The organism is Geothrix alkalitolerans, from assembly GCF_022808885.1.
Classification (GTDB): Bacteria; Acidobacteriota; Holophagae; order Holophagales; family Holophagaceae; genus Geothrix; species Geothrix alkalitolerans.
On record NZ_JAKZLE010000004.1, the window covers coordinates 271388 to 284562 of the forward strand.

The 13175-nt window shown below is 68.8% G+C and carries 12 protein-coding genes; 4 read left to right on the forward strand and 8 right to left on the reverse strand.

Annotated features, from left to right (window positions below; all coding sequences use genetic code 11):
- Nucleotides 1-10 precede the first annotated feature (10 nt).
- On the forward strand, nucleotides 11-778 hold the full coding sequence (locus tag MLJ35_RS10530; RefSeq protein ID WP_243324615.1) for an SDR family NAD(P)-dependent oxidoreductase: 768 nt from the start codon (nucleotides 11-13) through the stop codon (nucleotides 776-778).
- A 55-nt stretch (nucleotides 779-833) separates the two neighbouring features.
- Here MLJ35_RS10530 and MLJ35_RS10535 read toward each other — a convergent pair whose 3' ends face one another.
- The 7 genes from MLJ35_RS10535 to MLJ35_RS10565 all read right to left on the reverse strand — a co-directional run bounded on the left by MLJ35_RS10535 (nucleotide 834) and on the right by MLJ35_RS10565 (nucleotide 8119).
- Nucleotides 834-2462: a mechanosensitive ion channel family protein gene (locus MLJ35_RS10535; protein ID WP_243384309.1), complete on the reverse strand. Its 1629-nt coding sequence runs from the start codon at nucleotides 2460-2462 to the stop codon at nucleotides 834-836.
- A gap of 53 nt (nucleotides 2463-2515) precedes the next feature.
- On the reverse strand, nucleotides 2516-2938 hold the full coding sequence (locus MLJ35_RS10540; protein WP_243384310.1) for a large conductance mechanosensitive channel protein MscL: 423 nt from the start codon (nucleotides 2936-2938) through the stop codon (nucleotides 2516-2518).
- A gap of 28 nt (nucleotides 2939-2966) precedes the next feature.
- Nucleotides 2967-4430: an alpha,alpha-trehalose-phosphate synthase (UDP-forming) gene (locus MLJ35_RS10545; RefSeq protein ID WP_243384311.1), complete on the reverse strand. Its 1464-nt coding sequence runs from the start codon at nucleotides 4428-4430 to the stop codon at nucleotides 2967-2969.
- The gene (locus MLJ35_RS10550; RefSeq protein WP_243384312.1) at nucleotides 4420-5190 is read right to left on the reverse strand and encodes an HAD-IIB family hydrolase; all 771 of its coding nucleotides are present in this window, start codon (nucleotides 5188-5190) and stop codon (nucleotides 4420-4422) included. The genes MLJ35_RS10545 and MLJ35_RS10550 overlap by 11 nt, the downstream gene beginning before the upstream one ends.
- Nucleotide 5191: 1 nt before the next feature.
- Nucleotides 5192-5629, reverse strand: a complete 438-nt coding sequence (locus tag MLJ35_RS10555; RefSeq protein ID WP_243384313.1) for a MarR family winged helix-turn-helix transcriptional regulator — start codon at nucleotides 5627-5629, stop codon at nucleotides 5192-5194.
- Nucleotides 5630-5762: 133 nt separating this feature from the next.
- Complete coding sequence (locus MLJ35_RS10560) at nucleotides 5763-6923, reverse strand: MFS transporter (protein ID WP_243384314.1); 1161 nt, start codon at nucleotides 6921-6923, stop codon at nucleotides 5763-5765.
- Nucleotides 6920-8119, reverse strand: a complete 1200-nt coding sequence (locus MLJ35_RS10565; protein WP_243384315.1) for an MFS transporter — start codon at nucleotides 8117-8119, stop codon at nucleotides 6920-6922. Before MLJ35_RS10565 ends, MLJ35_RS10560 begins: the two co-directional genes overlap by 4 nt.
- Nucleotides 8120-8174: 55 nt before the next feature.
- On the opposite strand from MLJ35_RS10565, the gene MLJ35_RS10570 reads away from it, so the two are divergent.
- A complete protein-coding gene (locus tag MLJ35_RS10570; RefSeq protein ID WP_243384316.1) occupies nucleotides 8175-9698 on the forward strand; it encodes an acyl-CoA carboxylase subunit beta in 1524 nt (507 codons plus the stop codon).
- Nucleotides 9699-9750: 52 nt separating this feature from the next.
- Entirely contained in the window at nucleotides 9751-10272 is a 522-nt protein-coding gene (locus MLJ35_RS10575; RefSeq protein ID WP_243295020.1) for a DinB family protein, read from the forward strand.
- A 10-nt stretch (nucleotides 10273-10282) separates the two neighbouring features.
- On the opposite strand, the gene MLJ35_RS10580 is transcribed toward MLJ35_RS10575, so the two are convergent.
- Nucleotides 10283-11125: an RMD1 family protein gene (locus MLJ35_RS10580; protein WP_243384317.1), complete on the reverse strand. Its 843-nt coding sequence runs from the start codon at nucleotides 11123-11125 to the stop codon at nucleotides 10283-10285.
- 250 nt (nucleotides 11126-11375) lie between these two features.
- Between MLJ35_RS10580 and MLJ35_RS10585 the strand changes: the two genes are divergently transcribed.
- A complete protein-coding gene (locus MLJ35_RS10585; RefSeq protein WP_243384318.1) occupies nucleotides 11376-12947 on the forward strand; it encodes a methyl-accepting chemotaxis protein in 1572 nt (523 codons plus the stop codon).
- Nucleotides 12948-13175 lie beyond the last annotated feature (228 nt).

Genomic DNA, 13175 nt, shown 5'->3' on the forward strand with positions numbered 1-13175 from the left:
AGGAGACGCCATGCGCCCCGAGCACCCCATCGTCCTCATCACCGGCGCGTCCAGCGGCTTCGGCGAAGCCATGGCGCGGCTGCTGGCCTCCCAGGGGTGCCACCTGGCCCTGGGCGCCCGCCGGGTGGAGCGCGTGCAGGCCCTGGCCGACGAGCTCCAGAAGGCCCATGGCGTGAAGGTCTTTGCCGGGGCCGTGGACACACGCCACACCGCCAGCGTGGATACGTTCGTGGCGGAGGCCGCCGCCGAGCTGGGGGGCCTCCACGTCCTCATCGCCAACGCGGGCCTGGCCAGCGGCACCTACAAGATGTGGGAAACGCCGGACGAGGACCTGGAAGCCATGATGCGCACCAACGTCGAAGGCGTGGTGAAGACCGTCCGTGCGGGCCTGCCGCACCTGCGCAAGGCCGGCTGGGGCCACGTCTTCTTCATCGGGTCCACGGCGGGCCATCAGCCCTACGAGGGCGGCAGCGTCTACTGCGCCTCCAAGTTCGGCGTGAAGGCCATGGCCCACAGCCTGCGCCTGGAGCTGAACGGCGAGCAGATCCGCGTCACCTCCGTGGACCCCGGCATGGCCGAGACCGAGTTCTCCAACGTCCGGCTCAAGGACGGCGCCAAGGCCGCCGCGGTCTACCAGGGTGTGAAGCCCCTCAGCGCCTTCGATGTGGCCGAGTGCGTGCGCTGGTGCCTCATGCTCCCGGACCACGTGAACATCGACGAGATCCTCGTGAAGTGCGTCGATCAGGCCAGCGCCTACAAGTTGCACCGCCGGAGCTGATGTTCACCCATCCGACAGGCCGGTTTCGCGGGAGGGCTTTCCCTCCCCGGACCCTCTAGGTGTCCTCCCGCTCCAGGTCCACCCGGAAGGCGGGAGCCCGGTAATCCGGAGGGCGATGGGACTCGGGGACCGTGGCGGTGTTCCCGTCCCTCAGGGCGCGATAGTGGGGGCTCATGATCTCCACCCCGGCCCGGTTGAAGGCTTCCTGGATGTGCTGGTGAAGGCTCGATCGGAGGTCGGCCATGCGCCTGGGTTCCAGGGTGTAGGCGTTGATCTGGTACGACACGTAGAAATCGTCGAGGCTGGTCTGGAGGACGAACGGCGCGGGGACCTCCAGGAGGCCCTCTGTGGCGACGGCCGCATCCAACAGCAGGCCATGCACCGTCCGCCAGGGCACGTCGTACCCGATGGTGACTGTGCTGTGGAGGATGAGGCCGCCCTCCCCGGCGCTGGCGGAGTAGTTGTGCACCTGGCTTGCGAGGATGGTGGCATTGGGGATGCTGATCTCCACGTTCTTGATCGTGCGGAGCCGCGTGGCCAGGGCCGAACGTTCGATCACGTCGCCGGTCGCGTCGCCGATCTGCACGCGGTCCCCGATCCGGAAGGGGCGCATGTAGGTGAGCAGGACGCCTGCGATGACATTCCCCATGGCGCCCGAGGAACCGAAGCTGACGATGACGCCGAGGAAGAGGCTGACGCCCTTGAAGGCCTCGGACCCCGAACCGGGAAGGTAGGGGAAGGCCAGCACGAGGGCGATGGCCAGAGTCACGAGTTTGGCCAGCTTGTGGGTGGGGTCAGCCCAGTCCGGGTGGAAGCTGGCGAACTTCAGGCGATGGTCCTGGATGGCTTCGAAGATCAGGCGGAGGAACCGGAGCGCGTACCGGGTTCCCAGGAAGATGATGGCCAGGTAGAACAGGTTCGGAAGGTAGTCCAGGATGGCGCGCCCTGCCACGCTCAGAGGCTGCAGGACGGCATGGAACAACCGCCAGGTCAGCCCGCGGGTCCAGGGAAACATCCCGAACAGCACACTCAGGTAGGCGTAGCCCACGACGAGGAGCACCAGGATCTGCAGGCCCCCTCCGAGGAGGTTCAGGAGCTGGCGGGCCCGGTCCTTCGGGATCAGCTCCAGGTCCTGGAATCTCAGTTGGGCGGCCATGGCCAGGGCGCGAGGCTCAAGCCTGATTCTGAGGGCCCCCATCAGGCGCCGGATCAGCCGGTAGAGGACCCAGGCCGCCAGGCTGGCCAGGAGCGCCAGGGCGGCGCCGGCGGCCAGGCGCTTCAGGCGGTTGGCGGGCCGGAACTGGACGAGGACCTGCTCCACGGCGGCCCGGCGCTGCTCCGCAAGGGCAGACTTTTCGGTGCCCGCCGCGGCTGCATCGGCCTCCGTCACGGTGAACAGGATCACGTCTCCTGCGGTGACCTGGGCATCAGGCCCCTCCTGGATCACCCGCAGGGGCGGGAGGGGGGCGAAAGGGTTCCTGTCCAGTTCCGCGAGCCTCCCTTCGAGCGCCTTCGCACGCTCTTCGGCGGAGAAGGCGCCGAGGCCCGTGGAGATCCGGAACAATTCCACGCCATGGTGGCTCACAGGGAAGCCCTGGGGCGTCGGGGCGACGGCCTGAAGCGGGAGCAGGATGCCGAGAAGGAGGAAGGTCGCGGTCCGGACTAGGGTCCTGCATGGCGTCATGGCGGACTCCCGTGGGGCAGGTGCCTCGATGGTACCTCCATCGCCCGGGCGGGCTACTTCCCGGGAACCAGGGGGACCGGCAGGCTGCTCCCGCACCACCGGCAGCGGGTGGCCTCGGGGTGGATGGGCTCCCTGCAGAAGGAGCAGACCCTGGATCCCACCCCCGAACCCCCGGTCTCGGCCCCCCTTCGCAGGCTTCCAAGCCCCTTGATCAGAAGCAGATACATCACTCCGACCTTGGCCAGGAAGTCCAGGATCGCCGAGATCACCGGGCCGATCCGCCATTGCCAGTAGGTCCATTTCTCCCACTGGGTTTCTCTCAACCAGAATGCGAAGGTGGGCATCACCAGGCCATCGACGCAGGCGGTGATGATCCGTCCGATGGCGCCGCCGATGACCACGGCCATGACGAAATCCAGGACGTTCCCACGCAGCGCGAAGCCCTCGAACTCCTCCAGCGCCTTTTTCACATGCATGCCGACTCCGAACCGGTCCGGGCGGAGGCTAGGCCTCCTCCAGTTCCTTCGTGAATGCCTTCCGCCACCAGCCGAGATCCCGGTTCCGGCTGACGCGGCGCATGGCCCGGAACCGCTTCTTCCGCTCACTGGCGGGCAGCGTGAGCGCGGTGTGGATGCCCTCGGCCACATGCTCGGGGGAGAAGGGATTGACGAGCACCGCGCCCGGGAGGTCGAAGGCGGCGCCGGCGAATTCCGAGAGGACCACCGCGCCGTCCTCGCGGCAGAGGGCGTATTCCTTGGCGACGAGGTTCATGCCGTCGCGCAGGGGCGTCACGAGGCAGACGTCCGCGGCCAGGTAGAAACCCACCAGCTCCTTGAGGGGCAGGGTCCTGCCGAGGTTGATGATGGGGAGCCAGGTGGGCGTGCCGAGGCGGCTGTTCACCTCTCCCACGGCCTGGTGGGTCTGATCGCGGAGCCGCTCGAACTCCGGCACCCCCTCCCGGCTCGGGACGGCGATCTGGAGGAGCGTCACCCGGCCAATCCATTCCGGATGCCGGTCAAAGAGGGCCTCCATGGCCTTGACGCGCTCGACGGGGCCTTTCACATAGTCCAGGCGTTCCGCCGAGAGGAGCAGATGATCCACCGCCATCTGGGACCTCAGGTCGGAGGCGTAGGCCTTGGCCTCGGGAGAGTCGACGAGGCGCTCCAGGTCCTCCCTCGCGGCGCCGATGCCCAGGGAGAGGAGCTTCACCGCGCGTCCGCCGTGCATCAGCGAATCACAGACCAGGGTGGGGGCGAGGGCGTGGCTTTCCAGGTTGCTCCTCCGCCAGTGGGGCTTGGCGCCCAGGAACCGGCCGCAGCTCCGGGCGAAATTCGTGGCGTAGAGCGGAATGTGGAACCCGACGAGGTCGCATCCCAGCACCCCGTCGAGCAGCTCCTCCCGCCAGGGCAGGATGCCGAACACATCCGGGGGAGGAAAGGCCGTGTGGAGGAAGAACCCCAGCTTGAGGTCCGGCCGGAGCTTGCGCAGGAGCCCGGGAAGGAGCATCAGGTGGAAGTCCTGCACCCAGACGGTGGCCCGGGGGGCCGCAAGGCGGGCGATGGCATGGGCGAAGCGCTCGTTCACCATCCGGTAGGTGTCCCAGAGTCCCGGTGTGAACTGGAGCCTGCTGGGGAAGCAGAAGAGGATCGGCCAGAGGGATTCCGTGGTGAATCCCTCGTAGAACTCCTTGGCCTCCTCGCCCGTCAGGAGCACCTCGTGGATCCGGAACCGCTCCTCCTCCTCGATGAGCACGGTCCGGTGCCGCTCCGGCATGACCTCACCCTCTTCCCGCAGGCCCCAGCAGACCCAGGTTCCTCCGTTGGCGCGCATGACCGGCTCCATCGCGCCGAACACGCCGTTCACCCTGCGGTGCCACCCGCCCTCGGGCTGTTGGGCGAAGGGTCCCCGATGCGAGGCCACGATGAGCTGGGAGGGTTCCCGTTCGGATGCGATCAGGTCAATGGTCATGTTCCTCCTCATCAAGCAGGCCGAAGGCGGCGAGGGCCTCATGGATCCCCCGGGGGCCGGGGAAGGAGGCCCTGCGGGCCCGGCGGATCAGGGCGGGAGGCGCTTCCCGGTCATCGAGCCCGGCCGGCATGAGAACGGGGTGGTCCGCGAATTCGAACAGGCCCAGGTCGTTGGCGGAGTCTCCGCAGCCCACCACGGGCCGCGGGAGATCCTGGGTCTGCTGGAGGAACGCGAGCGCCGCGCCCTTGTGGACGCCTGGCGGCAGGACGTCGAAGTAGAGATCGTGGGACGGCAGAATGTCAGCCTTCAGCCCGTGAGCTTCGCAGGCCAGGTGGAGCTTCCGCCCAGCGTCCGCCATGTCCGCGCCTGCGGCCCGCTGAAGCCCGAGCCTGCGGATGGGGGCCAGGCCCGGCTGGACCTGGAGGCCGTCGGGCAGGCCGGCCTCGAGGAGGCGCTGCGCCGCGCCAGCGTCCCAGTGTCCGGCCACGCGGTCGGCCCAGGCGCGGTCCTCCTCCCAGGAGCCATCGGGCCTGCGGTGGAAGAGGGCCGTCCCCACATCGGAAATCAGGTGCTGCGGGGGCAGGAGGCCCCACCGCTCGATGGCTTCGAGCGCGGACAGGAAGGTGCGGCCCGTGGCGAAGGTGAGCACCGCCCCCGGTTGCGCGAGCAGGGTCGCCTCCAGCCGCCGGAGGTCGGGAACTTGGCCGGGGCCCGGCAGCCAGGTGCCATCCAGGTCGGTCGCGAGATGGAAGACCGTCATCCTAGCCCTCCGCAAAGAAGAACCGGGCGTCGGTCGCATCCACCTCCATGTCCGAGGCGAGCCGCTTCAGGGACTGGTTGAGGCTCGCCACGGAGTCGAGGTCCATGCCGTGGAGGGCGTAGAGGAGCTGCCCCTGGGCCGGATGCGGCGCGCCCTTGAGGAGCTGGGACCCTTCCGCCGTGAGGGAGAGCATCACCCGGCGGCGGTCGGCGGGGTCGGGCTCCCGCGTGAGCAGGCCCCGCTTGTGGAGGCGCTCCACCACACCCGTGACCGTGCTGGGTTCGAGGTGCATCTGTTTCGAGAGGGCCTTCAGCGAGAGCGTGCCGGCCCGGTTCAACTCCCAGAGGGCCCAGAGCTGGGGACCGGTGAGCCCGCATTGCTTCTCCACCTGCATCGAGTAGTCGTGCAGCGCCTTGACGATGCGCCTCAGGCTTTGCATGACCTCCTCGGCGTGGAGGTGTTTTTCCTGAGTCTCAGGGTTATTGATTTGCATTCAAATAGTTTGCACCCAAATTAAAATGACGTCAAGCCGGGGCCTGGACTTGGCTCTTCCAGAGGCCAAGATCCAGGGGTCAGGGGCAGACGGTCGCGGGCCGGCTGAGCCGGAGGGCCACGGGCAGAGAGGCCAGGATGGCCGCCGCACCCAGGGCCCAGCCCATGCGGTAGCCCTGGTGGCCGATGATCCAGCCCAGGCCGAAGCTTCCGAGGCCGATGCCCGAGTCGAAGGCGAAGAGCAGGGCCCCGAAGGCCGCGCCCCGGCGCTTGGGGTCGGCCGTTTCCAGGAGCTTCGCGTTGAGCAGGGTGTGGACCATGCTGTAGCCGGCCCCGTAGAGCACGGCGGAGGCCACATGGCGGGCCATGGCTCCGGGCAGGGCGGCCAGCAGGATCATGCCCGCCAGAGCGCCCACCAGCATGGCCGGGAGCAGGCGGATGGGGCGCCTGCCGAAGCCCGTCCGCAGCATGGCGATGCGCATGAGCACCATGCCCAGGGCCATGCAGGAGAGGAAGGCGGAGGGCAGGGGCATGCCGAGGGCCAGGGCCTCCTGGGCCGTGTAGCTCCCCAGCGCCCCGTAGCCCAGGGCCACGCAGAAGAGCACGAGGCTGGGGCCCAGGGCCGACGCATCCGGCCACTGGAAACCCTCGGCCCGGCCGTGGGGCTGGTCCTTGGGCAGGGTGGTGCCCAAGGCGGCAAGGGCCAGGAACAGGGCGGCCAGGTACCACCCGATGGGGGCGAATCCCCAATGCTGTTGGATCCACAGGCCCAGCAAGGGGCCCACGATGACGCCGCCGGGGCTGGCCAGGCCATAGAGGCTGAGCCCGTCGGCGCGGCGATCTTCCGGCAACACATGGGAGAGGGAAGCCATGGTGGCCGTCAGCAGGCCGGACCAGACGATGCCGTGCGGGAAGGCGAGGGCGTAGAAACCCCAACGCATCGGCATCAGCGCATAGGCGCCCAGGAAGAGCGCGTAGAGCGAGGCGGAAGTGACCACCAGGCGGCGGTGGCCCACGCGGTCGCCCAGCGGACCCGTGAAAAGCGCGCCCAGGGCGCTGCCGGCGGTGAAGAGGCTCATGAACCGGCCGCTTTCCGCCAGGCTGGCCCCCAGGGCGCGCAGGCGCAGCGGCACCGTGGGGAAGAGCTGGAAGGCCGCGAAGAAGGTCACGAACGTGATGGCCCAGACGAGGGCGAACTGCCGCGTCATCAGGCGCGGCCGCGGGCTCGAAAGATCCGTCATCCCTCTACGATGACAGAGGCCCCCGGCACGGATGTCACGGCCGGTCTGCGGACCACGCGCTGCGCCACGGGAATGCACAGGGTCATCAGGCCAGCCCCGACGGCCCAGCCCCAGCGGAAGCTGGCGTGCTGCATGACCCAGCCCAGGCCCAGGGACCCTATGGCGGTGGCCGCGTCGAAGGCGAAGAAGAAGGCGCCGGTGGCCGCGCCCCGGTGGTGGGGCGGCGTGGTCTCCATGACATGGGTGAGCATGAGCGTGTGCACCATGCCGTAGCCCGCGCCGTAGACGAGGCCTGAGGACAGGTGCCGGACCAGGCCCCCCGGCAGGAAGGCCAGCAGCCCGTAGCCCAGGGCGGTGAGCGCGGCCATCCACGGCAGCAGGGCCACGGGCCGCCGGCCCATGCCGGTGAGGGCGAGCAGGCCGCGCATGCCCATCATGCCCAGGGCGAAGCAGGTCAGGAATGCGGACGGCCAGGGCAGGCCCAGGGCCTTCGCCTCCTGGGCGCTGTAGGGCGGCATGGGGCCGAAGCTGAGGCCCACCAGCCCCATGACCGCCACCGCCCCCCACACGCTGCGGTCCGGCCATTGGAAGAGGCCCGCGGCCTCGATCTCGCGGGGCTCCTCGCGGGGCAGGAAGCCGATCAGCAGGTGCAGCGCCACGAAGACGCCCGCCAGCAGGGCCAGCATCCATGAGAAGCCCAGGTGGGGCATCAGCCAGAGCCCCACCAGGGGGCCCACTGCCACGCCGCCGGGGCCCGTCAGGCCGAAGATCGAGAGCCCCTGGGCCCGGTGGGCCAGGGGCAGGATGCCGCCCACCTTGGCCACGGAGGCCGTGCGCAAGGCCGACCAGAGCAGGCCGTGCAGGGGCGCCAGCAGGTAGAACACCCAGCGGACTCGCAGCAGAGCGTAGACGAGGAGGATGCCCACCACCGCGAGCGTGGCCACCCGCAGCACGCGGCGCGGGCCCAGCCGGTCGCCCAGGGGACCCGTGACCAGCGCCCCGAAGCCCGAGCCCAGCATGAAGGCGGTCTGGAAGCGCCCGCTCTCCGCCAGGCTGGCGCCGAACTCCCGGAGCCGCAGGGGCACCACGGGGAAGAGCTGGTAGCCCGCGGCGAAGACCAGGAAATAAAAAACGCAGACGACGAGAAAAGGCACCGTCAGGAACCCGGTCCGCCGCGACCCGTCTGCGTCTTGCATCCCTCCAGGATCGCACGCCGGGCCGCTATGCTGAAGGATCCATCCCGAGGCACCCATGCAGCTGGACCAGTTCCATTCGGAAGTTGAGCGCATCAAGAAAGGCGGCGCGGCCAAGGCCCACGAGAAGAACACGGAGGCCGGCAAGCTCTTCGCCCGGGAGCGCATCCGCCTGCTGGTGGACGAAGGCAGCTTCACCGAGGACGGCCTCTTCGCCAACGCGCTGCATAAGGACCTGCCTGCCGATGGCGTCATCACGGGCACGGCCACGGTGGATGGGCGCCCAGTGGCGCTCATGGCCAACGACAGCACCATCAAGGCCGGCAGCTGGGGCGCGCGGACGGTGGAGAAGATCATCCGCATCCAGGAAGTGGCGATGCGCATGAAGGTCCCCATGCTCTACCTGGTGGACAGCGCCGGGGCCCGCATCACGGACCAGCTCGACATGTTCCCCGGCCGCCGGCACGCCGGCACCATCTTCCACATGGAGGTGGCGCTCTCGGGCCTGGTGCCCCAGGTCTGCCTGCTCTTCGGCCCCTCGGCCGCGGGCGGCGCCTACATCCCCGCATTCTGTGACGTGGTGATGATGGTGGAGGGCAACGCCAGCATGTACCTGGGCTCGCCGCGCATGGCGGAGATGGTCATCGGCGAGAAGATCAGCCTGGAGGACCTGGGCGGCGCCCGCATGCACTGCTCCGTGAGCGGCTGCGGCGACTTCCTCTGCAAGACCGAGCAGGAGGCCATCGCCCTCTGCCGCCAGTATCTCTCCTACTTCCCCCGGCACTGCGAAGACGCCTTGCCCGCCGCTCCGCCGAAGGCGGTATCGCCCAAAGCGAAAGCCCTGGGCGGACTGGTTCCCAAGGACATCAACTCCCCCTTCCAGATGAAGGATTTCATCGAGGGCCTGGTGGACGAGGGGAGCTTCCTGGAAGTGAAGAAGCTCTATGCCGGCGAGATCATCACGGGCCTCGCCCGCCTCGAGGGCAAGCCCGTGGGCATCCTGGCCAACCAGCCCCGCGTGAAGGGCGGCGTGCTCTTCGTGGACAGCGCCGACAAGGCCACGCGGTTCATGACGCTCTGCGACGCCTTCGGCATTCCCCTGTTGTTTCTCAGCGACGTGCCGGGCTTCATGATCGGCAGCGCCGTGGAGAAGCAGGGCATCATCCGCCACGGCGCCAAGATGATCAGCGCCATGGCCTCCTGCAGCACGCCGCGCATCTGCGTGGTGGTGCGCAAAGCTTACGGCGCGGGCCTCTACGCCATGAGCGGCCCGGGCTTCGACCCCGACGCCACCCTGGCCCTGCCCACAGCCAGCATCGCCGTCATGGGCGCCGAAGCCGCGGTGAACGCCGTCTTCGCCAACAAGATCGCCGAGAAGCCCGAAGAAGAGCGGGCCGCCTACGTTCAGCAGCTCCGCGACGAGTACAACGAGGACATCGACCTGAAGAAGCTGGGCGCCGACCTGCACGTTGACGCCATCGTGGATCCCGCCGACCTCCGCCACGAACTCATCACGCGCCTGGCCCGCGCCCGCCGACGCGAGTCCTGGCTCGCCAAGCGCCGGAGCGTCACGCCGGTCTGACCTCCTCCGCGCGGGTTTGCGCTATGCTTCCGGGGATCTTTCCGGAGGCCGCATGTTCCGTCGCGTGGAGGACTTCAAGACCATCTGGCAGCAGGAGGCGGAGAAGACCCTGGCCGTCTTCGAGGCCATTCCGGACGCCGCGGCCCACCAGGCTGTGGATGAGCAGCACCGGGATTTGCGGCGCATGGCCTGGCATCTGGTGGAGACCATCCTGGAGCTGCCCCAGAACCTCGGGCTGAAGGTGAAGGGTCCCGTGGGGCTGGGGCCCGACGGTTTCATCGCCACGCCGCCGCCGCCCACCATGGCCGAGATCATCGCCGCCTACCGCGCCGTGAGCGACTCCCTGCTGGACCACATGGGCAGCTGGAGCAACACGGAGCTGGGGCGGAACTTCACGCTCTACGGCGAGACCTGGACGGGCGCCTTCGCACTCTACGTGCTCGTGAGCCACCAGGCGCACCACCGGGGCCAGATGACAGTCCTCATGCGCCAGGCCGGCCTCCATGTGCCCAGCATCTATGGGCCGACGAAGGAGGGCTGGGCCCAGTTCGGGATGGCGGCGCCGAAGGTGTAGCCTGTTCGGCTCACTTCAGGGGGAACTCCTTCCAGACGAAGAGGACCACCTCGACCAGGATGAGCACGATGATGATCCACTCCAGGCGTTGGTCCTTGCGGTGGGCCAGCACGTCGAGCACGGTGGCGCCGGCGTCCTGGAGATAGGCCACCTTCTGGTTCACGGCGGACAGGCGCTCCTCCAGGTCGAACTGATCGAAGAGGGCCCCATCCAGGTGGGCCAGCGCCTCGCTCTCCCAGGTCTCCGGCGGATCGTCGAAGAGGGTGAGGGTGTCCAGCACCGCCGCGCGCACTGCCATGGCGAAGCCCACGGTACGCAGCAGATCCTTCTGGCCGGGCACCAGGCGTCCCTCCTCGCGGAGGGCGGTCACCACCGGTCCGAAGCGGGCCAGGGCCTGGCTCACCTCCGCCTCCACCGCGTCCAGGGCCACGCTCTGGGCGAGGGCGAGCGAGACGATCTTCAGCTTGTCCAGGGTGAGCTCCCGCAGCCAGACCTCCGAGAAGCCCACCCGGTCCGCCTCGGCGCCGAGGTGGACCCGCAGCTCGTCCCGGGCGGCCTCGGCCCGCGCGCCCGTTCCCGGCAGGCGCGCCAGGTCCTGGAGGACCGAGGCCGTGACCTCGGGGGAGGCGCCCCAGAACACCGCCGCTCCGAACCGGGCGAGGTACACCCAGGTTCCGGCCTCGGGTTCCAGCACCAGGGGGTTGGTGGACAGCACCCGGTGGTGGGGGTAGGCCGCGCAGAAAGCCCGGAAGTCGATCTGGCCCTGGAAGTATTCCGCCCGGAGCAGCACCCCGTCGGCGGGCCTCTCGGAGAGCAGGGGGGCGCGCTGGAGCGCCTGGGATCCCGGGTCCATGGCTCCAATGTAGGCCCGGTGGCGGCTGGGGGTGAACCGGTTCGGGGCCTTCTGGTCAGGTGTTGACCGGGTGGACAGGATTTGATCGACCTGATGTTCCTGCCTCTGGGCGATTTAAGGCGTCAACTGCATGCGGTCCATGAAATGGGTCGAGACGAGGTCGCTGGCCCCTGTATTGCTTGTTACTTATTGAGCATTGCCCTTTATTGTTCCGTCACCTTTCCCGGAGGGGCCCCTGGTGTTCAAGAACATGACGATCAGATGGAAGCTGAACCTGCTCCTCGGGTTCACCGTCCTGAGCCTCGGCACGATCGGGGTGCTGTCGCATGTCCAACGGCGCCAGATGGAGGCCTCGATCACGGCGATGGTCGATCGGGACCTCCAGCTGCTCGTGGACCTCAACCGGGCCCAGGCCGAAGGCCTGCAGATGGGCCAAGCCACCCGGAATCTCCTGATCGATCCAGCCGACGCCCAGGCCAGGCAGAATTTCGAAGAAGCCTACCGGCAGTCGGCCGAGGCCCTGGCGCACGCGGAGCGCCTGGCCCCCGAAGGCATGCGGGTGCGCCTGCCGACCCTGCTCGCCCTCTGGGCCGAGGACCATGCCCTTCAGGTCGAGGTCCAGCGCCAGGCTTCCCTGGGGCACCAGGATGCCGCCACGGCACTGCTGGTGCAGAAGGAGAAGCCCGCCTGGCGCGAGGCCAAGGGTCTCCTGATCAGGCTCATTGGAGAGCAGCAGAAGGCCTTCACCGCCAAGAAGGACGCGGAAGTCGCCAGCATGGCGAGGACCCGGAACCTCCTCGCCATCGGCCTGGGCCTCGCCGGGTTCCTCTTCATCCTGTTCACCCTGGCGATCGCCCGCAGCGTCGCCAAGCCGCTCCGCTTGAGCGTGGAGGCCGTCAAGCAGCTCGCCAAGGGCGACCTGGCGGTCAAGATCCAGGTGCCCGGGAGGGACGAAGCCAGCTGGGTGCTCTACGCCATGAAGAAGATGATGGAGAGCATGAACCAGGTGGTGACGGAGATCCGGGGCGCCGCGGCCGAGGTGGCCCGGGGCAGCCAGCAGATCGCGATCGGCGCCGAGCAGCTCTCCAGCGGCACCTCCCGGCAGGCGGCGTCGGCCGAGGAGGCCGCCGCCTCCATCGAGGAGATGAACGCCACCATCCGGCAGAACGCGGACAACGCCAGCCAGACGGAACGGATGGCCATGCAGGCCGCCGGCGACGCGGGGAAGACCGGAGCCGCGGTGGCGGAGGCCATGGCGGCCATGAAGGACATCGCCGCCCGGATCGAGATCATCGACGACATCGCCTGGCAGACCAACCTCCTCGCCCTCAATGCGTCCATCGAGGCGGCGCGGGCCGGCGAGCATGGGAAGGGCTTCGCGGTCGTGGCTTCCGAAGTCCGCAAGTTGGCCGAGCGCAGCCAGGTGGCGGCCGGCGAAATCAGCCAGCTGTCTTCGGCCAGTGTCGACGTGGCCGAGCGGGCGGGCAAGATGCTCGCGAAGCTGGTGCCCGACATCCGGAAGACCGCCGAGCTGGTCCAGGAGATCAGCGCCGCCTCGCGGGAGCAGGCCACGGGAGCGGGACAGATCAACGCGGCCATCCAGCAGCTCAGCCGCGTGATCCAGGAGAATGCTGGAGCCGCGGAGGAGATGGCCTCGACGGCGGAGGAACTCTCCGCCCAGGCTGCGCACCTCCAGGCCACCCTCGGGTTCTTCCGGACCGGAGGCGAGCGGCCGGGAGCCACTCCCGGCGCGAAGGCCGGTTCGAAGCCCGATCCGTCAGGCGTCCGGCGCCACCTGGCGGACCTGAACCCGGCCACTTGACCCAGGCGGAGACGCCGGGTTCCCCAGCAGCGCCCCTCGCGAAACGGGGCGTACAGGGGTCGGGGCGGCGATTTTCAAAAAAAGGTGTTGCAACTTCGGTTGAAGCGCCTAGACTGAATTGCATGGTGAAACACCTAATTTCTGGAGGCTCCATGCGACACCCCTTCCGCACCCTGCTCGCCACCCTCGCCCTGGCGGCCGTGCCCGCCCTGGCCGGCCAGGACACCT

Coding starts and splice junctions, on each gene's coding strand:
- MLJ35_RS10530 (WP_243324615.1), top strand. CDS start 11: ATGCGCCCCGAGCACCCCATCGTCCTCATCACCGGCGCGTCCAGCGGC.
- MLJ35_RS10535 (WP_243384309.1), bottom strand. CDS start 2,462: ATGACGCCATGCAGGACCCTAGTCCGGACCGCGACCTTCCTCCTTCTC.
- MLJ35_RS10540 (WP_243384310.1), bottom strand. CDS start 2,938: ATGCATGTGAAAAAGGCGCTGGAGGAGTTCGAGGGCTTCGCGCTGCGT.
- MLJ35_RS10545 (WP_243384311.1), bottom strand. CDS start 4,430: ATGACCATTGACCTGATCGCATCCGAACGGGAACCCTCCCAGCTCATC.
- MLJ35_RS10550 (WP_243384312.1), bottom strand. CDS start 5,190: ATGACGGTCTTCCATCTCGCGACCGACCTGGATGGCACCTGGCTGCCG.
- MLJ35_RS10555 (WP_243384313.1), bottom strand. CDS start 5,629: ATGCAAAGCCTGAGGCGCATCGTCAAGGCGCTGCACGACTACTCGATG.
- MLJ35_RS10560 (WP_243384314.1), bottom strand. CDS start 6,923: ATGACGGATCTTTCGAGCCCGCGGCCGCGCCTGATGACGCGGCAGTTC.
- MLJ35_RS10565 (WP_243384315.1), bottom strand. CDS start 8,119: ATGCAAGACGCAGACGGGTCGCGGCGGACCGGGTTCCTGACGGTGCCT.
- MLJ35_RS10570 (WP_243384316.1), top strand. CDS start 8,175: ATGCAGCTGGACCAGTTCCATTCGGAAGTTGAGCGCATCAAGAAAGGC.
- MLJ35_RS10575 (WP_243295020.1), top strand. CDS start 9,751: ATGTTCCGTCGCGTGGAGGACTTCAAGACCATCTGGCAGCAGGAGGCG.
- MLJ35_RS10580 (WP_243384317.1), bottom strand. CDS start 11,125: ATGGACCCGGGATCCCAGGCGCTCCAGCGCGCCCCCCTGCTCTCCGAG.
- MLJ35_RS10585 (WP_243384318.1), top strand. CDS start 11,376: ATGACGATCAGATGGAAGCTGAACCTGCTCCTCGGGTTCACCGTCCTG.